This is a genomic window from Qipengyuania sp. Mu-71 (assembly GCF_036867055.1).
GTDB classification, from domain to species: Bacteria; Pseudomonadota; Alphaproteobacteria; order Sphingomonadales; family Sphingomonadaceae; genus Qipengyuania; species Qipengyuania profunda.
In genome coordinates this window covers 25116-49291 of the sequence record NZ_JBAJHR010000001.1, presented here as the reverse complement: position 1 = coordinate 49291, position 24176 = coordinate 25116, and the positions used below count along the sequence as shown (strand labels likewise).

Annotated in this window: 20 protein-coding genes; 9 read left to right on the top strand and 11 right to left on the bottom strand. The window is 65.9% G+C overall.

Annotated elements, in window-relative coordinates; genetic code table 11:
• Positions 1-12: 12 nt before the first annotated feature.
• Positions 13-267, bottom strand: coding sequence for a hypothetical protein (locus V6B15_RS00225; protein WP_334199606.1), 255 nt, complete (start codon positions 265-267; stop codon positions 13-15).
• Positions 268-513: 246 nt separating this feature from the next.
• Between V6B15_RS00225 and polA the strand changes: the two genes are divergently transcribed.
• The 3 genes from polA to V6B15_RS00210 are packed head-to-tail and all read left to right on the top strand — an operon-like array spanning position 514 to position 5746.
• The gene (gene polA, locus V6B15_RS00220) at positions 514-3348 is read left to right on the top strand and encodes a DNA polymerase I (RefSeq protein ID WP_334199605.1); all 2835 of its coding nucleotides are present in this window, start codon (positions 514-516) and stop codon (positions 3346-3348) included.
• A gap of 44 nt (positions 3349-3392) precedes the next feature.
• On the top strand, positions 3393-4625 hold the full coding sequence (locus tag V6B15_RS00215) for a sensor histidine kinase (RefSeq protein WP_334199604.1): 1233 nt from the start codon (positions 3393-3395) through the stop codon (positions 4623-4625).
• A 38-nt stretch (positions 4626-4663) separates the two neighbouring features.
• Positions 4664-5746, top strand: coding sequence for a mechanosensitive ion channel family protein (locus V6B15_RS00210; protein ID WP_334199603.1), 1083 nt, complete (start codon positions 4664-4666; stop codon positions 5744-5746).
• Here the strand turns inward: V6B15_RS00210 and V6B15_RS00205 are convergent.
• Positions 5743-8070 carry a CDC48 family AAA ATPase gene (locus V6B15_RS00205; protein WP_334199602.1) on the bottom strand — a complete coding sequence of 776 codons (2328 nt, stop codon included), beginning with the start codon at positions 8068-8070 and terminating at the stop codon, positions 5743-5745. The two genes, V6B15_RS00210 and V6B15_RS00205, sit on opposite strands and share 4 nt — an antisense overlap.
• 402 nt (positions 8071-8472) lie before the next feature.
• Here V6B15_RS00205 and V6B15_RS00200 point away from each other — a divergent pair, with 402 nt between their 5' ends.
• The 4 genes from V6B15_RS00200 (at position 8473) to V6B15_RS00185 (ending at position 12212) form a co-directional block, all read left to right on the top strand.
• Positions 8473-8916, top strand: coding sequence for a hypothetical protein (locus tag V6B15_RS00200; RefSeq protein WP_334199601.1), 444 nt, complete (start codon positions 8473-8475; stop codon positions 8914-8916).
• Positions 8913-9839, top strand: a complete 927-nt coding sequence (locus V6B15_RS00195) for a 5'-nucleotidase, lipoprotein e(P4) family (RefSeq protein ID WP_334199600.1) — start codon at positions 8913-8915, stop codon at positions 9837-9839. Before V6B15_RS00200 ends, V6B15_RS00195 begins: the two co-directional genes overlap by 4 nt.
• Before the next feature lie 62 nt (positions 9840-9901).
• On the top strand, positions 9902-11035 hold the full coding sequence (locus V6B15_RS00190; RefSeq protein WP_334199599.1) for a nitronate monooxygenase: 1134 nt from the start codon (positions 9902-9904) through the stop codon (positions 11033-11035).
• Positions 11036-11072: 37 nt separating this feature from the next.
• The gene (locus V6B15_RS00185; RefSeq protein ID WP_334199598.1) at positions 11073-12212 is read left to right on the top strand and encodes a CaiB/BaiF CoA transferase family protein; all 1140 of its coding nucleotides are present in this window, start codon (positions 11073-11075) and stop codon (positions 12210-12212) included.
• 69 nt (positions 12213-12281) lie between these two features.
• Here V6B15_RS00185 and metK read toward each other — a convergent pair whose 3' ends face one another.
• From metK to hisS, 6 genes are all read right to left on the bottom strand, one after another.
• Positions 12282-13520 (bottom strand): methionine adenosyltransferase, encoded by a 1239-nt coding sequence (metK, locus tag V6B15_RS00180; protein ID WP_334199597.1) that lies wholly within the window; start codon positions 13518-13520, stop codon positions 12282-12284.
• A gap of 30 nt (positions 13521-13550) precedes the next feature.
• Positions 13551-15146, bottom strand: coding sequence for an apolipoprotein N-acyltransferase (gene lnt, locus V6B15_RS00175; protein WP_334199596.1), 1596 nt, complete (start codon positions 15144-15146; stop codon positions 13551-13553).
• Positions 15147-15188: 42 nt separating this feature from the next.
• Positions 15189-15884, bottom strand: a complete 696-nt coding sequence (locus tag V6B15_RS00170; RefSeq protein WP_334199595.1) for a DUF4167 domain-containing protein — start codon at positions 15882-15884, stop codon at positions 15189-15191.
• A gap of 246 nt (positions 15885-16130) precedes the next feature.
• Positions 16131-16961 carry a peptide chain release factor N(5)-glutamine methyltransferase gene (gene prmC, locus V6B15_RS00165; RefSeq protein ID WP_334199594.1) on the bottom strand — a complete coding sequence of 277 codons (831 nt, stop codon included), beginning with the start codon at positions 16959-16961 and terminating at the stop codon, positions 16131-16133.
• A complete protein-coding gene (prfA, locus tag V6B15_RS00160) occupies positions 16958-18025 on the bottom strand; it encodes a peptide chain release factor 1 (protein ID WP_334199593.1) in 1068 nt (355 codons plus the stop codon). Before prfA ends, prmC begins: the two co-directional genes overlap by 4 nt.
• Complete coding sequence (hisS, locus tag V6B15_RS00155) at positions 18022-19344, bottom strand: histidine--tRNA ligase (RefSeq protein ID WP_334199592.1); 1323 nt, start codon at positions 19342-19344, stop codon at positions 18022-18024. The genes prfA and hisS overlap by 4 nt, the downstream gene beginning before the upstream one ends.
• A 111-nt stretch (positions 19345-19455) precedes the next feature.
• Between hisS and ppa the strand changes: the two genes are divergently transcribed.
• Positions 19456-19989: an inorganic diphosphatase gene (gene ppa / locus V6B15_RS00150; RefSeq protein ID WP_253521712.1), complete on the top strand. Its 534-nt coding sequence runs from the start codon at positions 19456-19458 to the stop codon at positions 19987-19989.
• Positions 19990-19992: 3 nt separating this feature from the next.
• On the opposite strand, the gene V6B15_RS00145 is transcribed toward ppa, so the two are convergent.
• From V6B15_RS00145 to V6B15_RS00135, 3 genes are all read right to left on the bottom strand, one after another.
• The gene (locus tag V6B15_RS00145; protein WP_334199591.1) at positions 19993-21366 is read right to left on the bottom strand and encodes a mechanosensitive ion channel family protein; all 1374 of its coding nucleotides are present in this window, start codon (positions 21364-21366) and stop codon (positions 19993-19995) included.
• Positions 21363-22709 carry a TldD/PmbA family protein gene (locus tag V6B15_RS00140; protein WP_334199590.1) on the bottom strand — a complete coding sequence of 449 codons (1347 nt, stop codon included), beginning with the start codon at positions 22707-22709 and terminating at the stop codon, positions 21363-21365. The genes V6B15_RS00145 and V6B15_RS00140 overlap by 4 nt, the downstream gene beginning before the upstream one ends.
• Before the next feature lie 73 nt (positions 22710-22782).
• Positions 22783-23157, bottom strand: coding sequence for a hypothetical protein (locus V6B15_RS00135; protein ID WP_320181487.1), 375 nt, complete (start codon positions 23155-23157; stop codon positions 22783-22785).
• A gap of 207 nt (positions 23158-23364) precedes the next feature.
• Here V6B15_RS00135 and lptB point away from each other — a divergent pair, with 207 nt between their 5' ends.
• The gene (gene lptB, locus V6B15_RS00130; RefSeq protein ID WP_253521705.1) at positions 23365-24150 is read left to right on the top strand and encodes an LPS export ABC transporter ATP-binding protein; all 786 of its coding nucleotides are present in this window, start codon (positions 23365-23367) and stop codon (positions 24148-24150) included.
• Positions 24151-24176 lie beyond the last annotated feature (26 nt).

Sequence of the window (24176 nt, the reverse complement as noted above, 5' to 3'; positions counted from 1 at the left end):
AGCGAAATCGACTTAGTCGGCTTCAGCTTCAGCAGCAGTTTCGTCGCCTTCGACAGCAGCTTCGACTTCAGCAGCAGTTGCATCGGCGTCAGCAGCGATTTCGTCAGCGCCGGCTTCCATGGCTTCGCCAGTGGCTTCCATGTTGGCTTCAGCGTCGGCAGCAACCGAATCGGCAGTTGCTTCGGCGCTGTCTTCGGTAGCTTCCGAGCAAGCGGCGAGGGTCAGGGCAGCGGCCGAAGCAGCAGCGAAAAGAGCGATCTTGCGCATAGTTCTAAATCCTTGAACAGCGAGTGTTGGGTGCGGTGCAAGGCCGGTGGCCCCTCCCGCGCGAAACCCTATTGGGGCCTCACAGCGTCTGAATAATGGCAGAAATGGGGCACGGCAAGCAGATTCACCGCAATCTTGCCACATTCCGGTCTCATTTTGGCCAAAATCGACAGGATTCCGCGACTTGTGGGGATGGGCGAAAATCGCGCTCCCCATTGGGCCACGCCGTTGCTAAGCCGCTTGGCCATGGCTGAAACACCGCATCTCTACCTCGTCGATGGCTCGGCCTATATCTTCCGTGCCTATCATCGCCTCCCCCCGCTGACCGACCCCGAAGGGACACCGGTGGGCGCGGTCTATGGCTATACCACCATGCTGTGGAAGCTGGCCGACGATCTGCACAAGGCCGATGGGCCGACGCATCTGGCAGTGATTCTCGACAAGTCGAGCCGCAGCTTCCGCAACGAGATCTACGACAAGTACAAGGCCAACCGGCCCCCGCCGCCGGAGGATCTGGTGCCCCAGTTTCCGCTGATCCGCGACGCCACCCGCGCCTTCAGCCTGCCGTGCATCGAGGAACCCGATGTCGAGGCGGACGACATGATCGCCTCCTACGCACGCGAAGCGCAGCGGCAGGGGTGGAACGTCACGATCGTCTCGTCCGACAAGGATCTTATGCAGCTTGTCGGCGAGCAGGACGGCGCGCGGATCGACATGCTCGACACGATGAAGAATGCGCGCATCTATATCGAGGAGGTCGAGGAGAAATTCGGCGTCCCGCCCGAAAAGGTCGGCGATGTTCTCGCGCTGATGGGCGATTCGGTCGACAACATCCCCGGTATCTTCGGTGTCGGCCCCAAGACTGCCAGCCGCCTGATCGCCGAACATGGCGGACTGACCGCCGCGCTCGATGCGGCAGAGGGCATGAAGAAAAGCAAGCTCAAGGAACGCCTGCTCGAATATCGCGCCGATGCCGAGCTCAGCCGAGTGCTGGTGACGCTGCGCGAGGATTGCGGCCTGCCCGTGTCGCTCGACGACATGAAGCTCGACCAGGTCCCCAGCGAACCGCTCGCCGCCTTCCTCGGCAAGCATGGCTTCTCCAGCCTGCTCAAACGGCTCGAGGCAGGCAATGGCAGCCCGTCGCGCACCACCGATCTCGACCCGGCGAAGCGCGACACGGCCGGTGCGCCCGCCAATGCGGCGGGCAATCGCCAGCCGCTGCCCGATTTTCCCGCGGTCGATCGCAGCACCTATGAATGCGTCCAGACGCTCGACCGGCTCGAGGCCTGGGTCGAGCGCGCGCAAGCCGCGCGGCTGGTCGCGGTCGATACCGAAACCAGCTCGCTCGATTGCATGCAGTGCGATTTGGTCGGCATCAGCCTGGCGCTGGGCGCCAATGATGCCTGCTATATCCCGCTTGGTCATGGCGGCAGCGACATGTTTGCCGAGAAGCCGATGCAGATCGACAAGGCTGCCGCGCTCGAGGCGCTCGCGCCGCTGCTGGCGGATGATGCCGTGCTCAAGGTGTTCCACAACGGCAAATACGATCTCAACGTGCTCGCGCGCAACGGCGTGGCGGTATCGCCGGTCGACGATACGATGATCATCAGCTTCGATCTCGATGCCGGGCGCCAGCTCGACGGGATCGGCGGCGGTCACGGGATGGACGAACTGGCCGAACGCCATCTCGGCCATACCTGCCTGACCTTCAAGGAATTGTGCGGCACCGGGCGCAAGGCGATCCCCTTTGGCGAAGTGCCGCTCGACAAGGCGACCGCATATGCCGCCGAGGATGCCGATGTCACCTGGCGGCTCTACCAGCAGCTGAAACCGCGGCTCGCGACCGAAGGCGGGACGAAGATCTACGAGCGCGTCGACCGCCCGCTGGTCCCGGTGGTGGCGCAGATGGAGCGGCACGGGATCAAGGTCGACCGCGCGCGGCTGGCCAGATTGTCCGAGGAATTCGCCGGCGAAACCGCTCGGCTGGAGAAGGAAATCCACGCGATTGCGGGGACCGAATTCACCGTCGGCAGCCCCAAGCAATTGGGCGAAGTGCTGTTCGTCACGCTCGGCTACAAGGGTGGCAAGAAGGGCAAGAGCGGGCAGTATTCGACCGACCAGAGCGTGCTCGAACGCCTTTCGGGCGAAGGCGCGCCGATTGCGGCCAAGATACTCGAATGGCGCCAGCTCGCCAAGCTCAAGAGCACCTATACCGATGCGCTGCAGGAAGCGATCAACCCGCAGACGGGCCGGGTGCATACCAGCTACAGCCTGGTCGGTGCGCAGACCGGGCGGCTGAGCTCGACCGATCCCAACCTGCAGAACATCCCGATCCGCACCGAGATCGGTCGCCAGATCCGCGAGGCCTTCGTCGCCGAGCCGGGCCATGTCCTGCTTGCCGCCGACTATTCGCAGATCGAGCTGCGGCTGGCAGCGCATATGGCCGATGTGCCGAGTTTGAAGGAAGCCTTCGCGCAGGGCGAGGACATCCACGCCCGCACCGCGATCGAGATGTTCGGCGAGGTCAATCGCGATACGCGCGGACGCGCCAAGACGATCAATTTCGCGATCCTCTACGGCATCTCGCGCTGGGGCCTGGGCGGACGCCTGGGGGTCGAGGCGGATGAGGCGCAGGCGATGATCGACACCTATTTCCAGCGCTTCCCCGGCATCCAGAAATATATCGTCCGTACGCTCGAGGAAGTCCGCGAACGCGGCTATTCGGAAACGCTCTTCGGGCGCAAGACCTGGTTCCCGCGGATCGGTTCGAAGAACCAGGCCGAGCGGCAGGGCAGCGAGCGCGCAGCGATCAATGCGCCGATCCAGGGGACCAGCGCCGATATCATCAAGCGCGCGATGGTCCGCATGATGCCCGCCCTGCAGGAAGCCGGGCTGGGCCATGTCCGCATGCTGCTGCAGGTGCATGACGAGCTGGTGTTCGAATTGCCCGAAGCCGATGTCGCCGCCGCCTCTGCGGTTATCGAGCGGGTCATGGCGGGCGCCGCCGAACCTGCGGTGACGCTCGATGTGCCGCTGGGTGTCGATATCGGCACCGGCACCAGCTGGGGAGCCGCACACTGACCGAGATCGAGGAATTCGTCGCGCGCACGCGCGATCCACGCTGGATGAATGTCGCGCTGCTCGGCGTCATCGCCGCGGCAATGTTCGCGACCCTGTTCCTGGTCTACCAGACGGTGGAGTCCGAACGCGCCCAGCGCGAACAGGTCCGCCGCACGGTCGAGGTACTCGAGGAACTGCGGCAGGTGAACCGCTCGGTGCTCAGCGGCGAGACCGGGCAGCGCGGTTACCTGATCACGCTCGATCGCCGCTATCTCGCCCCCTACCTGGCTGGCCGGGAACAGATCGATCCGGCGCTCGACCGCATTCGCACGCTGATCGGCGAGGAAGCGACTGCGCGCCAAATCGAGCTGATCGACCAGATCGACGCACTCGCCCGCGCCAAGTTCGACGAGATGGCCGAGAGTGTCGAACTGCTCGAAGACGGCCGGCTGCTCGATGCGCGCCGTGCAGTGCTGACCGACGAAGGCATTGAATCGATGGAACGGCTCGTCCGCGCGATTGCCGAGATGGAGGACATCGAGAACGAGATTCTCGCCGATCACAGCGCCGAGGCCGCACGGTCCGAAGCGCGTGTGTTGCCGTTGCTCGGCGCGCTGCTGGTCTTGCTGGTGCTCGCCATGTTCGCCGGGACGCGGCTGGTGGGGCGTGCGGCACGCGCCGAGGCCGAGGCGGCGCAGGCGGCCATCGTCAGCGAAGCGCGCGACCGCGCCGACCTGCTGGCGCGCGAACTCAACCACCGGGTCAAGAACCTCTTCGCGGTGATCCTCGCGATCGTGCAGATGAGCGCACGCGACAAGCCCGAAGCCAAGGAAGTGACCGACAGCATTGCGCAGCGCATCCGCGCCCTGCTGACCGCGCATGAGGTGAGCCAGGGCGAACTCGAGCGCCCCGTCGCCTCGCTCCGCGCGCTGGTCGAGACCTCGCTCGCGCCCTATCGGTCGAGCAAGCATCCGGCACAGATCGAGGGACCCGAAATCCTGCTGCCCGCAAAGCAGGTCACCCCGCTCGGCCTCGTGCTGCACGAACTCACCACCAATGCAGTCAAATATGGCGCGTGGAAGAACGAGGGCACGGTGCATGTCAGCTGGACCGAGCAGGATGGCACCGTCATCCTGAGCTGGCGCGAAAGCGGGGCCGAGCTGGCCGAGATGCCCGAACGCAAGGGCTTCGGCAGCCTGCTGATGACCAGCGCGGCGCGCCAGTTCGGCGGCACGTTCGACCGCAGCTTTGCCGACGACGGCCTGCAGGTCACGATCAAGCTTCCCACCGACGACTAGCTTGCGTTAACCCGCCTGCGCCCATACTCCCGCCGCAGATGCTCGAACGCTACGATCCGCGCAATTGGCCAATTTCCTACGACGGCCTGATTCACACGCTTATCGTGCTGGGCGGCGCGGTCTTGGTCGCGCTGATCGCGCACTGGATCATCTTCGCCATCCTGCGCCGCTTGGCGCGCGCTTCGGAAAGCACGCTCGACGACGTGGTGGTCGAAGCGGTGCGCAGGCCGCTGCGCTGGGCCGCGATTGCCTTCGCGATTACCGCCGCCGCGGAAAACGATGCGCTGGTCGGACGCGGCTGGGACCTGTTCGCCAAATTCCTCACCCCGGCAGTGATCGGCTGGGTCGCCTATGCGGTCGTGCGCGGCCTGGCGCGTGGGTATGAAGCGCAGATCGGGGAAGCCGACGACCCGGTGGCGCAGCGCGGACGATTGACCCGGATCGCGATCCTGTCGCGCACGGTGAAGGTGGGGATCATCATCATCACCGTCTCGCTGATCATGCTCAACATCCCCGGCGTGCGCGATGTCGGGACGACCATGCTCGCTTCGGCGGGCCTCGCCGCGCTCGCGGTGGGTGCCGCCGCCCAGCCCGCGCTCAAATCGCTGATTGCGGGCCTGCAAATGGCGATCACCCAGCCGCTGCGGATCGGCGATCTGGTCAAGGTCGATGATCAGGCGGGGCGGGTGGAGGAAATCCGCATGAGCTTCGTCACCGTGCGCACCTGGGACGAGCGCGTGCTGGTGGTGCCGACCATGCGCTTCCTCGACGAGAGTTTCGAGAACTGGTCGCGGGTCGACGAGAAGCTGACCGGCCCGGTCATGCTCAATCTCGACCCGATCGCCGATATCGAGCCGATCCGCGCTGAATTCGAGCGTTACGTCCAGGCTCACCCGCTGTGGGACGGACGCAACCTCCAATTGCTCATGACCGAAGCGTACCCCGAAAGCGTCGAACTGCGCCTGTCGATGAGCGCGGAGACGATCGGCGATCTGTGGACGCTGCGCTGCGCGGTGCGCGAACACATGCTGGGCTGGCTAAAGACCAACCAGCCCGAGGCATTGATTCGCCACCGGCTCGAGGTGGAGGCCGCCAACGCGCGCGCCGCAGACGGCGGCTAGCCTTCGGTTTCGGGCCCGTGCTTCGCGTCGCGGGTGCTTTCGACCATGCCGTCGTAAAGAAAGCCGATCGGGCGCACTTCGGCGGCACGCTTCTTCAACTCGCCGCGCATCTTCTTGTACTCGGCTTCCATCTTCGAAGTGACTGTCGCGCGGCTGTCCTTGAGCGCTTCGGTAAAGTCGATGCCCGCCACTTCCTGCACATCGCCGCCTGCGCGGTGCAGCGCGTTGAGGCCCGCGCGGCGGACGACATCCTCGAGATCGGCGCCGGTGAAGCGCGCGGTCTTGCCCGCCACATCGCCAAGGTCGACATCGTCGGCCAGCGGCATGTCCTGCGTATGGATGCCGAGGATCTGTTCGCGGCCCGGCCGGTCGGGCGTACCGACATAGACCAGTTCGTCGAAGCGCCCCGGACGTAGCAGTGCGGGATCGACCAAAGTCGGGCGGTTGGTGGCGCCGATCACCACGACCGACTGCAATTCCTCCAGCCCGTCCATTTCGGCGAGGATCGTATTGACCACGCGTCCGGTGACCTGCGGTTCGCCCTGCCCCGACCCGCGTGCGGGAACGAGGCTGTCGATTTCGTCGATGAACAGGACGCAGGGTGCCACCGCGCGCGCGCGCTTGAACATGCGGGCGATCTGCTGCTCGCTTTCGCCATACCATTTGGACAGCAGGTCCGAGCTTTTCATCGAGATGAAATTGGCTTTGGCCTCGCGCGCCACCGCCTTGGCCAGCAGCGTCTTGCCGGTGCCCGGGGGGCCATAGAGCAGGAAGCCCTTGGCCGGGCGGATGCCGAGACGATGGAACGCCTCGGGATTCTTCATCGGCAGTTCGATACCTTCCTTGAGCTTGCCGATGGCATCGCCCACGCCGCCGATGTCGGACCAGCCGACCTTGGGCATCTGGACCATGACTTCGCGCATGGCGGACGGCTGGATCCGCTTGAGCGCGGAAAGGAAGTCCTCGCGCCCGACGTAGAGCTCGTCGAGCACCTCGGGCGGGATGGTCCGCTCGTCGAGGTCGATCTTGGGCATGATCCGCCGCACCGCGTCGATCGCCGCTTCGCGTGCCAGCGCCGCGATGTCGGCGCCGACGAAACCGTAGGTCGCCTTGGCCAGTTCATCGAGATCGACCTTGTCGCCCAGCGGCATGCCGCGGGTATGGATGCCGAGGATTTCGCGGCGGCCCTGTTCGTCGGGCACGCCAATCACGATTTCGCGGTCGAAACGGCCGGGGCGGCGCAATGCCTCGTCGATCGCGTCGGGGCGATTGGTCGCTGCGATCACCACCAGGTTCGAGCGCGCTTCGAGCCCGTCCATCAGCGTCAGCAGCTGCGCCACGAGGCGCTTTTCGGCTTCGCCCGGAACGCGGTCGCGCTTGGGGGCGATCGAATCGATCTCGTCGATGAAGACGATCGCAGGGGCGGACTTGCCCGCCTGTTCGAATACCTCGCGCAGCGCCTTCTCGCTCTCGCCATAGCCCGAGCCCATGATTTCGGGGCCATTGATGGTGAAGAAGTTGGCGTCGCTTTCATTGGCGACCGCCTGCGCCAGCCGGGTCTTGCCGGTCCCCGGGGGGCCATGCAGCAACACGCCCTTGGGCGGGTCGACACCCAGCCGGGTGAACAGTTCGGGATAGCGCAGCGGCAGTTCGACCATCTCGCGCAATTGCTGGATGGTATCCTCCATCCCGCCGACATCGTCGTAATTGACCACCGCGCGGGCATCGCGCGGGGCTTCGAATTCGGCGCGCAGTTCGACCTCGGTATCCTCGTCGATATGGACGATGCCCTTCGGCGTGGTCGATACGACGCTAAGGCGGATCTGGGTCAGCGCATAGGCGGGCGCATTGAACATGCGGCGCACTTCGGGCGGCATGTTCTGCACCGGCTGCTGCCCGGTGGTGGCGACCAGATCGCCCGCGACCAGCGGCTTGCGGAAGAAATTGCGCTTCAGCGCCTGCGCCGGGCCCTGCAGGCGCATTTCGCGCTGCGCGGGGGCGAAGACGACACGCGTCGCCGGGCGCGATTGGCCTACTGCGATCTTTACATGTTCACCCGAACCGACCTCGGCATTGCCGCGCTGCAGCCCGTCGAGCCGCACCACGTCGAGGCTCTGGTCCTCGTCATAGGCAGCCATGGCGATCGCCGCGGTGGCGCGCTTGCCGGTTATCTCGACCACATCGCCTTCGGTAATGCCAAGCGTCTGGAAGGCCGAGCGCGGCATGCGCGCAATGCCTTGCCCGCTTTCGTCCTGACGCGCAGCTGCAACCTGCAGTCTGACGGTGGTTTCTTCTGCTGCTGTTGAAGCGTCCGCGTCGGGCATCTGGGTGGGGCTCCGCTTACCTGTGGTCTGGTGAGGCCCCACTTGGGGACCGGTCGCCGCCGATGCAATGCACGAGCGCGGGCAGCGGGTCTGCCGCAGACAGAAAAAAGCCCGGCTGGCGAACCAACCGGGCTTAGAAGTCTTGGGAGAGGATGCCTAAAAGGCACGAGGAGATATGCGCGGCATCCGGATATTGTGCAAGTGCGAAAAGAACAAGTTTTGTTGCATGAACCGCAACATATGAGGTTGCAGATATCGTAAACCCTTGATTTACCGTCTCTCGGAAATGCGTGCGGTGCACATTTTCCATATTGCGCCGCACAATCACATCGCCGATCGCGGCGCACGCAGCGAGGTGACAGCCCCTCTTCGGCGGATTAGGCAGGACGCGAGGAGAATGCGATGCCTGACACCGCCGCCGCGATCGAGCAGCTGGTCACCGATGCTTATGCGGTCATCTCCGGACCCGCCGGTGCGGAACGTGACTGGGCGGCGATGCGCGCACTGTACTGGCCCGAAGCGCGGATGACCGCGCTGCGCCCCACCGGCAGCGAAAGCTGTACGGTCGAGGAATACATCGCCGGCAAGTGCGCCTTTCTCACCGGTAACGGCTTTGGCGAGACCGCGCTGGTCAACCGCGTCGAGGTCTATGGCGACATTGGCCATGCATGGTCATCCTATGATGGGGCATGGACCGAAGCGGACGGCACCACGGGGGCGACTCGCGGCGTCAACTCGTTCCAGGTAAGGCGCGACCAAACCGGACGCTGGCGAATCCATTCGCTGCTCTGGCTTGTCGAGACGCCCGCCTGCCCCCTTCCCGCCGATATGGAGACCCGCCGATGACCCGCTTTTTCCTGCTTGCCGCCAGCACCATTGCGCTTGCCGGTTGCGCAACCGTGGAGGCGGCCCCGATCGCCGCTGCTCCCGCCGCCGCCACCGGCGAGGAACAGCCCGCCCCCGATACGATGCGCTGGCTCTATGGTTCGGGCGAAGCTGCGGGGGCATCGATCCAGACATGGCGCCAGCTGGCCGATTACACCATCGCGGTTTCGCGCCAGCGCAGCGCACCGCGCTCTGTGCCGCTCGGCCTGCCCGATGCAGCGGGCGGGATCGGCACGCCGTCATGTGTGGCCGAAGACGGGACGGCGAAGCCCTTCGCCGCGGTGTTCGATGTCGACGAGACCGTCCTGCTCAACACCGGCTATGAATATTGGCAGGCGCTGACGGGCAAGGCCTTCGACCCGGCCGAATGGAAACAATGGGCGGACCAGGGCGCGGGCATCGCCCCGCCCGTCCCGGGTGCGGTTACTGGCCTCAGGCGGCTGCGCGAGGCGGGCATCACGGTGATTTTCAACACCAACCGCAACTCGGACACCGCGGCAGGCACGGTGGCCGCGCTCGAGGCGGCGGGCGCCGGGCCCGCGGTCCACCTCGAAACGCTCTATCTGCGCGGCGACGACGATATGGGCAGCCGCAAGGATGGCCGCCGCGCGATGATCGCGGAAAGCTATTGCGTGATCGCCATGGCGGGCGACAATCTCGGCGACTTCGCCGATGTCTTCAATGCCGACGAGAGCGCGATTGCCGCGCGCCGCGCGATGGTCGCTCGCGGTGAATATGCGCAGCTGTGGGGCAATGGCTGGTTCCTGATGCCGAACCCGGTCTACGGCGGCTGGCAGCACGGCAGCGTGGGCGAGGTCTTCCCGCCCGCCACCCGCTGGAAGCCCACGCCGGGCGATGCGCCGGCAATCATGGAGCGCCAGTAACGCGCGCTTGCGCCGACGCGGCTTGCGGATAGGGTGACCTGCGAGAGGAGACACCAATGCCGATGAACCGCGTATGCGAAATGACGGGGGCCGAGTTCCCGCTATTCGCCTTCAGTCACTGCCGCGATGTCGTTGCCGCAGTCAGCAAGGCGGGGGGCTTCGGCGTGCTCGGTGCGACGCGGTTCAGCCCCGACCAGCTCGAGGAAGAACTCGCCTGGATCGACGCGCATGTCGATGGTACGCCCTACGGGGTGGACGTCCTCGTCCCCGAAGTTGTCGACCCGCGGGTCCGCGAGCTGGCGGACAACAAGAGCCGGGCGGCAGTGATCGACCCGTCCTACCAGGGCTTCGTCAATTCGGTGCTGGGCGAATATGGCATCGCCCCCGAAGCGGACCTGCCGATCCTGCGCGAACGCATGGGTATCACGCCCGAAAACGGGCTCGCCTTGATGGAGGTCGCCTTTCGCCATCCGATCAGGCTGATCGCCAATGCGCTGGGCATCGCCCCGCCCGCGATGATCGAGGAAGGCAAGCGGCGCGGCGTGCCCGTGGCGGCGCTGGTCGGCGCCAAGGAACACGCGATCCGTCAGGCAGAGGCCGGGGTCGACATCATTGTCGCGCAGGGCACCGAAGCGGGTGGGCACTGCGGCGAAGTATCGACGCTGGTGCTGATCCCCGAAGTCGTCCGCGAACTGGCGCGCGCGGGCCACGATATTCCGGTGCTGGCCGCGGGCGGGATCATGACCGGCGGACAGATGGCGGGGATGATGGCTGCAGGCGCGCAAGGTGCCTGGACCGGATCGATCTGGCTCGCCACGCCCGAAGCCGAAGCCTCCGACGCGTTCCGCGAGAAAATGGTCGCCGCGCGCAGCCGCGATACGGTGCGTTCGCGCAGCCGCACCGGCAAGCCTGCGCGCCAGCTCGGGACGCCGTGGCACGCCGCCTGGGATGCTCCCGAAGGGCCGGGCACCTTGCCGATGCCGCTGATGGGCATGGTCTCCGAACCCGCCTTTGCGCGGATCGAGCGCGAGGCAGCCGCGGGCAATGCAGGCGCGCGCGAACTGGTCAGCTATTTCGTCGGCCAAGGCGTCGGGCTGGTCGAGCAGGTGCGTTCGAGCCGGCAGGTGGTGCAGGATTTTCGCGAGGAGTTTATCGACGCGGTAAGCGGGCTGATGGCGGCGATGGACACGCAGTGACTTGACCGCGGGGTCAGGGCTGCGCAAGCCGTGGGCCATGTGGCTCGATCAACCGCGCAACCCGCAGGCGCCTCTAGCCGGACTGAAGGTCCTCGACCTCGCGCGCGTCCTGGCAGGGCCGTGGGCCGGACAGATCCTCGCCGATCTCGGCGCGGATGTGATCAAGGTCGAAAGCCCCGAGGGGGACGGCACACGGTTATGGGGGCCGCCTTGGATAGAGCGTGAGAATGGCGAGCGCGAAGCGGCCTATTACCACGCCGCTAATCGCGGGAAGCGCTCGATCGTAGCCGACTTCAAGGACGAGCAGGACCTCGCGCGGGTGCGCGATCTCGCCGCTTCGGCCGATGTGGTGCTCGAAAACTTCAAGACCGGGACACTCGCCAAGTTCGGGCTCGATTACGCCAGCCTTGCCGCGGCCAACCAGCGCCTCGTCTATTGCTCGATCACCGGTTTCGGCCAGACGGGGCCTCGCGCGCATGAAGCGGGCTACGATTTCGTCGTCCAGGCGATGAGCGGCTTCATGGCGCTGACCGGCGAACCTGCGGGCCAGCCGATGAAGATGGGCATTTCGATCTCGGACCTGACCTGCGGGCTCTATGCCGTCATCGGCATCCAGGCCGCGCTGGCGATGCGCGAACGCACCGGGCGCGGCCAGCATGTCGATATGGCGCTGCTCGATTGTTCGGTCGGCCTGCTCGCCAGCCAGGCGACGCATTTCTTCACCACCGGCGAGAACCCGCCGCGCATGGGCAATGAGCATGCGCAGGTGAGCGCCTACGGCGTCTTCCCCGTGGCCGATGGCAAGGTCGTGCTGGCGCCCGCCAATGACGGGCTGTTCCGGCGGCTGCTGGCGCTACTGGGGCGCGACGACCTGCTGGGCGACGAGCGCTTCGCCACCAATGAAAGCCGCCTCGCCAACCGCGCCGAACTCGACGCAATGATCGCCGAAGAGACGCGCAAGTGGGAACTCACGGAATTTCTCGGCGCATGCGGCGAAGCGGGAATTCCCGCCGGGCCGATCAATCCGATCGACGCCGTGTTCGCCGATCCGCAAGTGCGCGCGCGCGGCATGCGGGTAGAACTCGACGGCATTGCGGGGGTGCGCAGCCCGTTCACCTTCTCCGACGCCGAACTCGCGCTCGACCACCCCAGCCCGCGCAAGGGCGAACACGGGTAAATTTCCCTCCGCGCCGCGTTCGAAATCCGTGATGGCAAAGCGAGCAGCGATCCTGCTCGCCCGAACGGGTCAGGCGAGCGCCGCCTTGAGGTCTTCGACCAGATCGGTCCGTTCCCACGGGAAGAACGCGCCTTCGGCCTGGCGCCCGAAATGGCCGTAGGCAGCGCTCTTGCGGTAGATCGGCTGGTTGAGGCCGAGATGCGTGCGGATCCCGCGCGGGGTCAGCCCGCCGAGCTTTTCGATCCCGCGGATGGCATCCTCGAGCGCTTCGTCGGTGACCCCCGCCGCGCTGGTGCCGTGGGTATCGACATAGAGCGACAGCGGCTGTGACACGCCGATCGCATAGGCAAGCTGGATCGTGCAGCGCCGGGCAAGGCCTGCCGCGACGATGTTCTTGGCGAGGTAGCGGGTAATATAGGCGGCCGAGCGATCGACCTTGGTCGGGTCCTTGCCGCTGAACGCGCCGCCGCCATGCGGCGCGGCGCCGCCATAGGTGTCGACGATGATCTTGCGCCCCGTCAGGCCTGCGTCGCCATCGGGGCCCCCGATCTCGAACGCCCCCGTGGGGTTGATATGCCACTGTGTATCGCCATCGATCCAACCTTCGGGCAGCAGCTCGGTGACGACGCCCTTCACATAGGCCTTGAGCTCGGCTTCCTTGGCACCCTCGTGATAACCCTTGGCGTGCTGAGTGGAGACGACCACCGCGGTGCAGGCCACCGGCGTGCCGTTTTCATAGCGCAGCGTGACCTGGCTCTTGGCGTCGGGTTCAAGGAAAGGCGCCGCACCGCTCTTGCGATCCGCCGCCAGCCGTTCGAGAATCTTGTGGCTGTAGTCGATCGTCGCCGGCATGAGATCGGGGGTCTCGTCGCAGGCAAAACCGAACATGATGCCCTGGTCGCCCGCGCCTTCGTCCTTATTGCCATTGGCATCGACGCCCTGCGCGATTTCGGCGGACTGGCCATGCAGATGGTTCTCGAAGGTCAGCGTCTTCCAGTGGAAGCCGTCCTGTTCATAGCCGATTTCGCGCACCGTACGGCGCACGGCCTTTTCGATTTCTTCCTTTGCGCCCGGCGCCCAGCCGGCGTTTTCGGCCCAGTCGAGGTTCTTCGCATCATACATCGGCGCGCAGCGAATCTCGCCCGAGAGGATGACGCGCTGCGTCGTGGTCATGGTTTCGCAGGCAACCCGCGCCTCGGGATCCTTGGCCAGCATCAGATCGACGATGGCATCGGAGATCTGGTCGGAAACCTTGTCCGGATGGCCTTCCGAAACGCTCTCGGAAGTAAAGAGGAAACTGGCGCGCATGAAGGTCGAATTCCCGATATAAAGAAATCTTTATGTGTTCCTTACGGGGTAGCCTCCCGAACGACGCATGGCAACCAGCGATAGCGCCAGCAGGGCGATCGCCCAGAGCAGCGTGAGCCAGTGACCCAGCCGCGCAAACCAGGTGGGCGCATGCGGCGGCGGGACGAGCGTATCGATCCGGTCGGCGACATTGCGTCCGATATGGTCGCGCACCACGCCGCGCGCATCGATGACCGCGCTGATCCCCGTGGTGGTCGAGCGCAGCACCGGCAGGCCTTCCTCGGCCGCGCGCATCCGCGCTTGCGCCAGATGCTGCGGTGGGCCCCATCTGCCGAACCAGCCGTCATTCGAGGGATTGAAGATGTAATCGGGCCGGTTCGCGCGGTCGACGGTCTCGCCCGAGAAGACGATCTCGTAGCAAATCTGCATGCCCGCGGTGCCGTGATCGCCCAGATCGTAGCTTTGCGGTCCCGGGCCCGGAATGAAATCGAGCGTGCCTGCAACCAGCCGCGACAGGCCAAGCGGTTCGAGCCATGTGCGCAGCGGCAGATATTCGCCATAGGGCACCAGATGCGCCTTGGCATAGCGCGCACCCAGCCGTCCCGCAGGGTCGATCGAGGTGATGGCGTTATAGGCGCCCACCGCGCGCTCGCGCCCGTCGACCGTAGCAATTTCCAGATCGACCACGCCGGTCAGCAGCAGGCTGCCCTCGCCGATCGTCTGCCCGATACGCGCGCGGGCGAAGGCAGGATCGCCGGCTGCGGTCATCTGGGTGTAATAGCGCTGCGGATAGCCATCGCGCAGGTAATCGGGGATGCCGCTTTCGGGCCACAGGACGAGGCGGGAGCTTTGCGGTTTCAGCGGCCTGCTCAGCCGCGCGGTGCGCTGGAATTGCTCTTCGAACCGCGAGGCGTCGTTAATCTCGTCCTGCCCGAGATTGGGCTGGACCAGCGTCAGCGGCAGCGTGCCCTCGCGGACCGTCCCGGCAGGCAGGTAGAGCAGCGCGGCAAGCGCGACTGCGGCCAGCCCGAAGCTTGCCCAGCGGCGCGTGCGGACGAAATCGGCGAGCAGGATGGCGAACCCCGCGGTAAGACCCGACAGCGCATAGCTGCCGACGAAGGGCAGCGCCATCGCCAGACCCGGCCGGTCCCATGGACCCAGCAGCATCATCGACAGTGGACCCCAGCTATACCCGCTGAAGACCCAGCTCCGGAACCACTCGGCGGCAATCCACATCGCGGCAAAGGCCAGCGCGAAAGCGATCAGGCTGCCGCGGCGCGCCACCAGCCACGCGGCGCAGGTCGCCAGCGCGGGCCACAGCGCGAGATAAAGCGAGACCAGGGGCACTGCCGCCCAGCCGAGCACGGCAGGCATTTCCGCTTGATAGGTGAAGGCAGTCGCGATCCAATTGTTCGCGACCGTAAAATGCGCCACGCCGAACAGCCAGCCGGCGAGCAGCGCGCGCTGCCAGCTGGGCATACGCCACGCGAGCCAGCCGAACGCGCCCACTGCGGCGAGGCCGAGCGGCCACAAATGGAAGGGCTGGAAGCCGAAAGCCGACAACACGCCCAAGAGCAGGGCGGCGATGTTCGGGTGGGTGCGGGCCAGGCCGGGGATTCTCTCCATCGGCCTGCCCCTTAGATCGTCAGGTCAGCGGTGCAAGCGCGATCAGCCGACCGCGCTCACTTCGCTGTCGTCGTCCTGCTTGCGCTTGCGCCGACGCGGGGCGGGCTTGGCATCCCCATCGGCGTCATTCGCGCCGATCGAGGGCGGCAGGACCGTCGCATCGATTTCGCCTTCGCTGCCGGGCGTGCCTTCCTCGTTCTTCTTCGCCTTGCGCGGAGCGCGGCGCTTCTTGGGCGCTTCGCTTTCTTCCTCGCGCGTGAAGGGATTGTCCGAGGATTCGAAATCATTGGCGTCGCCATCATCGCCAGTGCGCGGCTTGCGCGCCCGCGGTTTGCGATTGCCGTCATCCTGGTCATCGCGGCGGCTCCGCTGACGATTGCCGCCTTCCTGATCGTCGCCGCGACTGCGCGGACGACGGTTGCTGCGGCGATCGTCGCCGGCATCGTCGTCGTCGTCATCGTCCAACTGGTTCTGGCCGCGATCGTCGCCGCGCTTGCCCTTGGATTCTTCCTGGCGCGCCTTGTTGTCGGCGATCACGCGCAGATAGTGGTCGGCGAACTGCAGGTAGTATTCGGCCTGCACGCGGTCGCCATTGTGCTGGGCGTCCTGCGCAAGCTTCTTGTACTTGTCGAGCAGCTGCGGGGCATTGCCGCGCGCGCGGCTGTCGATGCGGTTGGCCGAATTGGCGCCGCCCTGATTGCGGTTACCGCGTCCACGACGACGGTTATTGCGATTCATGTTCAAGGGTAGTTGGTCCTCATACAAAGCGCGGCGCGAACCGTATCCGGTTCGCAAATGGCCGCGTGACCCCTTGCGCGCCTGCGCTTGTCGCAGCTCGCGTGCTCCGGTTTGTGCATGGTATGCGTAGCGGTAGGCTGCGCACCGTAACTGCAATGTCGGAGCTGGAACCGGCGGGGTGGCGTTAGCCGTACACCGCAGGCCTGTGGCCACGATTAAGGGTTCCAATCGACTTTGCCAAGTCTTTTATCGCAGGACCAGCGCGCGCGGGCGTCCCGCCAAATCGCGCCGCAGGGTTACAGCAAAGCCCGATTCGCGCGCAAGCGCGCTCACTGCCGCGTCCTGCGTGGCCCCGATCTCGAGTACTGCGACCCCGCCGGGCATCAGCAACGTGCCAAGCTGCGGAATGATCACGCGATAATCGTCAAGCCCGGCATGCCCGGCGAAAAGCGCGGAGGCCGGCTCGAAGTCGCGCACATCCGGCTCAAGCTCGGCATCCGCCTCAACATAGGGCGGGTTGCACAGGACCAGGCCGAACTGGCCCAGCCCGTCGTTCCAGCCGGGCATGGTCCAGTCGGCGGTCAGCAGACGCACCTGCTGCGACACGCCGATCGCGGCCGCGTTTTCCGCCGCTACCGCGATGGCAGCCGCGCTGCGGTCGATGCCCACCCCTTCGCCGCCCTGTTCCGCAAGCACGGTCAGGAGCAGCGCGCCGGTGCCGGTGCCCATGTCGAGCACACGGCTCGGCCCGGTAGCCGCTTCAAGCGCGGCCTCGACCACAGCCTCGCTGTCCGCGCGCGGGATCAGCGTGTCGCGGGTGACGCGGAATTTGCGGCCATAGAATTCCTGGTGCCCGAGGATATAGGCGACGGGTTCATGCGCGGCACGGCGGTCGAGCAGATCGTCGAAGCCGGCGGGGACGCTTTCGCCCATGCGCTGCAGCAGCATATGCGAGCGTGAGACGCCAAGCGCCTGCGCCATGAGCAATTCGGCATCGAGCCGCGGGGTCGGGCTGGTTGCGCCAAGCCGGGTCGCGGCAGCGCGCAGCGCATCGGCGACGGCCTGTCCGTCGCTCACTCGGTCATCGCCGCAAGACGCTTGGCTTCGTCCTCGGCGATGAGCGCATCGACCAGTTCGCCCAGCCCGGTCCCGGCGAGGATCTCGGGCAGCTTGTGCAGCGTCAGCCCGATCCGGTGATCGGTCACGCGCCCTTGCGGGAAATTGTAGGTGCGGATGCGTTCGGACCGGTCGCCCGAGCCGACCATCGCCTTGCGTGCTTCGGCCTCGGCGCCCTCGGTCGCCTCGCGCTGCTGTTCGAACAGCCGCGCGCGCAGCACCTGCATCGCTTTCTCGCGGTTCTTGTGCTGGCTGCGGCCATCCTGGCAGGTGACCACGGTGTTGGTCGGCAGATGGGTGATGCGGATCGCACTGTCGGTGGTGTTGACGTGCTGGCCGCCCGCCCCGCTGGCGCGGTAGGTATCGATCTTGAGATCGCCCGCATCGATCTGGACATCGACCTCGTCGGGTTCGGGCAGCACGGCCACGGTTGCCGCGCTGGTATGGATGCGCCCGCCGCTTTCGGTTTCGGGCACACGCTGGACGCGATGGACCCCGCTTTCGAACTTGAGCCGCGCAAACACGCCCGTGCCGGCAATATTGGCGACGACTTCCTTGAAGCCGCCGACCTCGGACGCGCTCATGCTGACCGGTTCGACTTTCCATCCCTGCTCGGCCGCGAAGCGTTCGTACATGCGATAGAGATCGCCCGCGAACAGCGCCGCCTCGTCGCCGCCGGTGCCCGCGCGGATTTCGAGCATAGCGGGCTTGGCATCGGCGGTGTCGCGGGGGAGCATGGCGATGGCCAGTTCGCGTTCGGCCTCGGGCAGGCGCTGGCGCAGCTCGGCCAGCTCCTCCTCGGCCATCGCCTTCATCTCCGGATCGGCAAGCATCTCCTCGAGACTGGCGACTTCCTCGCGCGCCGCCCGTACTTCGGCGGCGACCTTCGCCACCGGCTCGAGCTCGGCATAGTCGCGGCTGGCCTGGACGAAAGCGTCGCCCACGAGCTGGCCCGACGCCATCCGCGCCTCGAGCTCGGCGAAGCGATGGGCAATCTGGTCGAGGCGTTCGGCAGGGATGGTCATTTTTTGCGTTGGATTATCGAAATGACCCGCGTTCCGTCATCGTCGTCTATGACGTAATATTTTGCGAGTGCTTCCTTCAGTCGCTTTCGCACCGGAGGAGCTTCGTGCCAAATATCACGAAGTCGAATGCGACCAATGATGTTTTCGTCAGGATCAGTTTGAACAGCTACGACACGCACTGCGGCCAAGTCCTTTTTGACCTTATCGAATTGCTTTTTTATCGATCCACTTAAGGCCATTTCAGACCAAATGCCCTCGCGTCGGACGACCGCGAGCAACTCCCGAGCTAAGTCACCAGAATCGGGATTATCTTGGATAAACCAAAGGTCCGGTGTTTCGCTTGGAAGGGCCCCCACCAGCATCGCCAGCCGTTCGATCCCCGCGGCCCAGCCGACCGCGGGGGTGGGCGCGCCGCCGAGGCTTTCCATCAGCCCGTCATAGCGGCCGCCGCCCAGGATCGTACTCTGGCTGCCGAGCTTGCCCGCAGCTTCGCTGCCCTCGTCGGGAATGAATTCGAACGCGGTGTGGCGATAATAGTCGAGCCCGCGCACGAGGCTTTCGGCGCGCTGCCACTTGACCCCTGCCGCATCCAGCCCGCTGGTGACCGCGTCGAAGAAGGCGCGCGCATCATCGGACAGGAACTGGTCGATCTTGGGCGCATCGGCGACGAAGGCGCGGTCGCGGCGGTCCTTGCTGTCGAGAATGCGCAGCGGGTTCTTCTCGAGCCGCTCCTGCGAATCCTCCGACAATTCATCCTTCACCGCGCGAAAATACTCGACCAGCGCGGCGCGCCAAGCCTCGCGGCTGTCGCCATCGCCCAGCGTATTGAGATGCAGCGTCACGCCGGTGACGCCGAGTTCCTTGAGCAGCTGGTCGGCCATGGCGAGCAGTTCGACATCGGCCTGCGGTTCACCCGCGCCGATGATTTCCGCATCGATCTGGTGGAACTGGCGATAGCGCCCTTTCTGCGGGCGTTCGTAACGGAACAACGGGCCGTGCGTCGCCAGCTTGACCGGCGCGTGCTGCTGCCACCCGTTCGACAGGAAGGCGCGCGCGATGCCGGCAGTGAATTCTGGGCGCAGCGTCAGGCTTTCGCCGCCGCGATCGTCGAAGGAATACATTTCCTTGCTGACCACGTCGGTCGTCTCGCCGATCGCGCGGCTGAATACTTCGGTCTTTTCGAACACGGGCATTTCGACGCGGCGGAAGCGATAGAGCTTGCGCACGCGCTCGAAAGTTTCGACCACGAATGCGAATGCCTCGGCGTCGGCGCCGAAAATGTCCTGCGTGCCGCGGATTGCCTGGGGTGTCTTTGCCATGGTGCGCGCGATTAGGGCCATCGTCCCCCTTCCGCAATGCTTCACAAGCCGCTATCGGCGCCGCGAAGTCTTTCCGGGAGAGGGGCTGACCGCAAAGAGAGAAGACACACAATGCGCATCGACATGATCCCCACGGGCGACAATCCGCCCGAAAGCCTCAACGTCATCATCGAAGTCCCCACCGGCGGCGAACCGGTGAAATACGAATTCGACAAGGATTCGGGCGCGCTGTTCGTCGACCGTATCCTGCACACACCGATGCGCTATCCGGCCAATTACGGCTTTGTCCCGCACACGCTCAGCCCCGATGGCGATCCGCTCGACGCGCTGGTCATTGCGCGGTCGTCCTTCGTCCCCGGCTGCGTGGTGCGCACCCGCCCGATCGGCGTGCTCAACCTCGAAGACGAGCATGGCGGCGACGAGAAGCTGATCTGTGTGCCCGTGGACACGACCTTCCCCTATTATTCGGACATCGCCGAAACGAAGGATCTGCCGAGCATCATCTTCCAGCAGATCGAGCACTTCTTCACCCACTACAAGGATCTCGAAAGCGAGAAATGGGTGCGGATCGGCAATTGGGGCGATGCCGCCGAAGCGCGCGACATCGTGCTCGAAAGCATCGAGCGGTACAACGCCGCGAAGTAACAGTTATTCGACCGGGCGGGAGGGGTCGAGCAGGTCGGTTTCCTGCTCCCCTCCGGTCCGGCGTTCTTCCTCGACCATGGCGGCGATCTCGTCGGAGGGGCGCACGTCCTCGTCGGCTTGCGCGGCGGCGATGGTCTGGACGGGACGCGGCTTTTCGGGCGCAGCCGTATCGGCCACGGCGCTGGCCTCGGTGGCGAAGGGAACGCTGGCCGAGCGCGGGTCGAAACGCAGCCGGTAGATCGGCTCGGGCAGGCCGAATCCGGCATCTTCCAGCGCTTGCTTGACCGCCGGGATCGCCTGGCTTTGCGCCTTCCACCAATCGGTCTCGCGCTGGTCGATCCAGCCGAGGAACCGGATCACCACATTGGAATCGCCGACTTCCATGATCCGCGCCTCGGGCGGCGGATCGGCGAGCACGAATTCGAGCCCGGCCAACGTATCGCGGCCCAGCTGGCGCGCCGCGCGGGCATCGTCATCGGCATCGACGCCAAGGTCGAATTCGAAACGGCGCTGCGGATTGCGCGTGTAGTTGAGGATCACCGCGCGGAACACCTGCCCGTTGGGGATGCGCAAATGATTGCCGTCGAGCGTCATCAGCACGGTGGCGCGGCTGGTCAGCCGGATCACGCGGCCGTCGAAAGTGTCGATCCGCACCCAGTCATTGGCGCGAAAGGGCTGGCGCAGGCTGAGCATGAGCGAGGCAACGTAGTTCTCGATCGTGTCGCGCATGGCGAAGCCGAGCGCGATGCCGACCACCCCCGCCCCGCCAAGCACCGCACCCAGCAGCGCGGTCGCGCCGATCATGTCGAGCGCCACCACCAGCCCGCCGACCACGAACACGAAACGGATCGCGCTGGCGATCAGTTCGGCGAGGAAATTGTTCGGCGCGACGCGCTTCCACAACCGGCCGAGCCCCGCGATCAGATAGCCTATCGCGGCGATGACCAGCCACACGCCCAGCGCCGCGGCGATCAGCGGCAGCATGCGAACGAAGGAGTTCCAGCGTTCGGCGAGGCTCGAAATGCCCGCGCTGTCGGCAGACAGCGACAGGTCGCGCTCGAGCCCGTTCTCGACCGTCACCACGCCCGTGACGCGGTTCACGATGGCCTCGGCGCGGGCGATATCGCCGGGTTTGGGCACGGTGCCCGTAAGCGAGACCACACCTTCGCTGACCGCGACCTCGACCGCTGCGAAGGCGGGCAGTTCGGCGAAAATGCCGGAAATCCGCTCGGCAATGCGCTCGTCGTCGCCCGCATCCTGCGTCGCGGCGATGGTCTGGACCGGGGTTGGGGTCGCGGCAGGTTCGGCGGTGGTTTCAAGCTGCGCCGCCAGCGGCATCGCCCACAGCAGGGCAAGCGCGGCGAGCAGAGCCCTCACTGGCCCGCCACCGACATGCCGTCGATGCGCAAGGTCGGCACGTCGATCCCGCGTTGCAGCTCGAGGTCGCCGGCAGGCACCAGCGCACGGAACATATCGGGCAGCGTGCCCGCAATGGTGATCTCGGCCACCGGCCCCGCCAGCTCGCCATTGCGGATGCGCAGCCCGCTGGCGCCGCGGCTGTAATCGCCGGTGACGAGGTTGACGCCCTGGCCGAACAGGTCGGTGACGAAGACGCCGTCCTCGATATCGGCGATCAGCTCGGCGACGCTGGGGCCGCCCGCTTCCATATAGACATTGCCCGGCGCAATCCCCGGCGCGCCGCCGCCGCCGCGGCTGGCATGGCCGGTCAGGCCGAGATCGAGCTGCGCCGCGCTGGCCACATTGGTCAGCCAGCCGGTGATGCGGCCTTCCTCGACCAGCGCGCGCGGCACGCTTGCCGTGCCTTCGCCGTCGTAATGGCGCGAGCGCAGGCCGCGCAAGCGGTGCGGGTCCTCGACGATCCGCAGCGCGCAGTCGAACAGCTGGTCCTGCTCGCGGCCGATCAGGAAGCTCGCCTTGCGCGCAATCGAGGGGGCAGCCATTGCGCCGAGCAGATGACCGAGGATCCCGCCGCCCACGCGCGGGTCGAACACCACGGGCATTTTGGCGGAGGGAATCGAGCCGGGTCCGACCTTGCGCACCGCGCGCTCGCCCGCCTCGCGGCCGATCCCCGCAGGATCGGGCAGATCGCTGCGATGGCGCTGGGTGCGATAGGCGTAATCGGTCTGCTTGTCCCCGCCCTCGCCCGCGACGACGCTGGCCGAAAGCGTGTGCGCCCCGCCCGCATGGCCGCGCGCAAAGCCATTGCTGGTGACCAATGCGAAAACCGAGCGCGAACTGGACGCGCTGCCGCCGTTGGAGTTGGTCACGCCGGCCACCGCCCGCGCGGCGTCCTCGGTCGCCAGCGCGGCCTCGCGCAATTCGCCGGGTGACAGTTCGCCGCCATCGGACAGATCGAGATCGGGACCGTCACCGCTGAACAGCGCCTCGCGCGGTACCAGCCCGCCGTAGGGGTCCTCGGGGGCGAGCCGCGCCATTTCGACTGCACGCTGCGCCAGCGTCCTCAGCCCCTCGGGGGCGAAATCGCTGGTGTTGATCGAGGCGGAGCGGCGGCCGACGAAGACGCGCAGACCGATCTCCTCGCTTTCGGAGCGTTCGACCTCTTCCAGCGCGCCGAGCCTGACGCTGACGCTTTCGGAAGAGGAGGCACGGGCAACCGCATCGGCTTCATCCGCGCCCATCTGGCGCGCGAGATCGACGAGGTCCTGGCAGCGGGCAAGCGCCGCGTCGGAAGTGATCATGGCAGGGTCCGGGAGTGGGCAGTCATGCGCGCGAGGTAGGCCCCGCGCCGCCGGCTGGCAACCGCCCGGCCGGTCAGGAAAAGATCAGCTTGAAGATGAGCGTAAGAACGACCGGAAGCCCGATCGCCAGCACCCACAGCATGATCTGGTCGCGGCGGAAGGCGGGCTTGAGCGCGAGGTCGGCGGCTTCGTCGTCCGACAGATCGGACCAGCGGCGTTCGAACCAGCGACAGGCGGGGATAATCCCGGCGACCAGGATGACCAGCGCGAGATAGGGCACGATGGAGGAAACGCCCTGTTTCATCGCCCCCACAGTCATGAAGATCTGGAGGCCGGTATAGACCAGCAGCGCGAGCGCGACATTGTCGCTCATGGCCTTGCGCCAGTCGCGCCTGCGTTCGGTCATCGGACCGCTGACGATATCGTTTTCCCGGAGCGCCTTGTTCAACGCGTCTCTCCTTGCTCTCTCCAACCCGAATCGTATTGTTTCAAAATTGCTTCCGTGTGGCAAGCAATCCTGCGTAATTGCGATACGCGGCGTCCTTTTGCGGCACAGGCCCGCATCGACTGCCGCCCATGCACAAATCCTGCCAGTTTAACGAAAAGGCGTGCCTGCGGGGTTTTCACGCGCAGTTGGCATGCTATGTCGCCGCGCATGGCCGATATCGCAACCGACCCGGACCACGCTGCGCTGCACGATGCCGCCCCGCCGATCCCGCAGGGCGGGCTCGAGGTGATTTCGATCGCCAAGAGCTATGACAAGCGTGCAGTCCTGACCGATATCTCGTTGTCGGTGGGCAAGGGCGAAGTGCTCGGCCTCCTCGGCCCCAATGGCGCGGGCAAGACCACCTGCTTCTATTCGATCATGGGGCTGGTGCGCCCTGATGCCGGACGCATCCTGATGGATGGCGAGGATGTCACCAATCTGCCGATGTACCGCCGCGCGATCCTGGGGCTGGGCTATCTGCCGCAGGAAACCAGCATCTTTCGCGGCATGACGGTCGAGCAGAACATCAATTGCGTGCTCGAAATGGTCGAGCCCGACAAGGACACGCGCGCCGCGGAGCTGGAGCGCCTGCTCGGTGAATTCGGCCTTACCCGCCTGCGCGCGAGCCCGGCGATGGCACTGTCGGGGGGCGAACGCCGCCGCTGCGAGATTGCCCGCGCGCTTGCCGCCAAGCCTTCGATCATGCTGCTCGACGAACCCTTTGCGGGGATCGATCCGCTGTCGATCAGCGACATCCGCGACCTCGTCAAGGATCTGCGCACGCGCGGGATCGGCGTGCTGATCACCGACCACAATGTCCGCGAAACGCTCGAGATCGTCGACCGCGCCTGCATCATCTATGGCGGGCAGGTGCTGTTCGCCGGGACGCCCGAAGCGCTGGTCGCCGACGAGAACGTGCGCCGCCTCTATCTGGGCGAGAGTTTCACACTGTGATGCCGACAGTCACGGGGAACTGATCA

Bases quoted from the DNA above. Each gene is read 5' to 3' on its own strand.
- V6B15_RS00225 (WP_334199606.1), bottom strand. From the start codon at position 267: ATGCGCAAGATCGCTCTTTTCGCTGCTGCTTCGGCCGCTGCCCTGACC.
- polA (WP_334199605.1), top strand. From the start codon at position 514: ATGGCTGAAACACCGCATCTCTACCTCGTCGATGGCTCGGCCTATATC.
- V6B15_RS00215 (WP_334199604.1), top strand. From the start codon at position 3,393: ATGAATGTCGCGCTGCTCGGCGTCATCGCCGCGGCAATGTTCGCGACC.
- V6B15_RS00210 (WP_334199603.1), top strand. From the start codon at position 4,664: ATGCTCGAACGCTACGATCCGCGCAATTGGCCAATTTCCTACGACGGC.
- V6B15_RS00205 (WP_334199602.1), bottom strand. From the start codon at position 8,070: ATGCCCGACGCGGACGCTTCAACAGCAGCAGAAGAAACCACCGTCAGA.
- V6B15_RS00200 (WP_334199601.1), top strand. From the start codon at position 8,473: ATGCCTGACACCGCCGCCGCGATCGAGCAGCTGGTCACCGATGCTTAT.
- V6B15_RS00195 (WP_334199600.1), top strand. From the start codon at position 8,913: ATGACCCGCTTTTTCCTGCTTGCCGCCAGCACCATTGCGCTTGCCGGT.
- V6B15_RS00190 (WP_334199599.1), top strand. From the start codon at position 9,902: ATGAACCGCGTATGCGAAATGACGGGGGCCGAGTTCCCGCTATTCGCC.
- V6B15_RS00185 (WP_334199598.1), top strand. From the start codon at position 11,073: ATGTGGCTCGATCAACCGCGCAACCCGCAGGCGCCTCTAGCCGGACTG.
- metK (WP_334199597.1), bottom strand. From the start codon at position 13,520: ATGCGCGCCAGTTTCCTCTTTACTTCCGAGAGCGTTTCGGAAGGCCAT.
- lnt (WP_334199596.1), bottom strand. From the start codon at position 15,146: ATGGAGAGAATCCCCGGCCTGGCCCGCACCCACCCGAACATCGCCGCC.
- V6B15_RS00170 (WP_334199595.1), bottom strand. From the start codon at position 15,884: ATGAATCGCAATAACCGTCGTCGTGGACGCGGTAACCGCAATCAGGGC.
- prfA (WP_334199593.1), bottom strand. From the start codon at position 18,025: ATGACCATCCCTGCCGAACGCCTCGACCAGATTGCCCATCGCTTCGCC.
- hisS (WP_334199592.1), bottom strand. From the start codon at position 19,344: ATGGCAAAGACACCCCAGGCAATCCGCGGCACGCAGGACATTTTCGGC.
- ppa (WP_253521712.1), top strand. From the start codon at position 19,456: ATGCGCATCGACATGATCCCCACGGGCGACAATCCGCCCGAAAGCCTC.
- V6B15_RS00140 (WP_334199590.1), bottom strand. From the start codon at position 22,709: ATGATCACTTCCGACGCGGCGCTTGCCCGCTGCCAGGACCTCGTCGAT.
- lptB (WP_253521705.1), top strand. From the start codon at position 23,365: ATGGCCGATATCGCAACCGACCCGGACCACGCTGCGCTGCACGATGCC.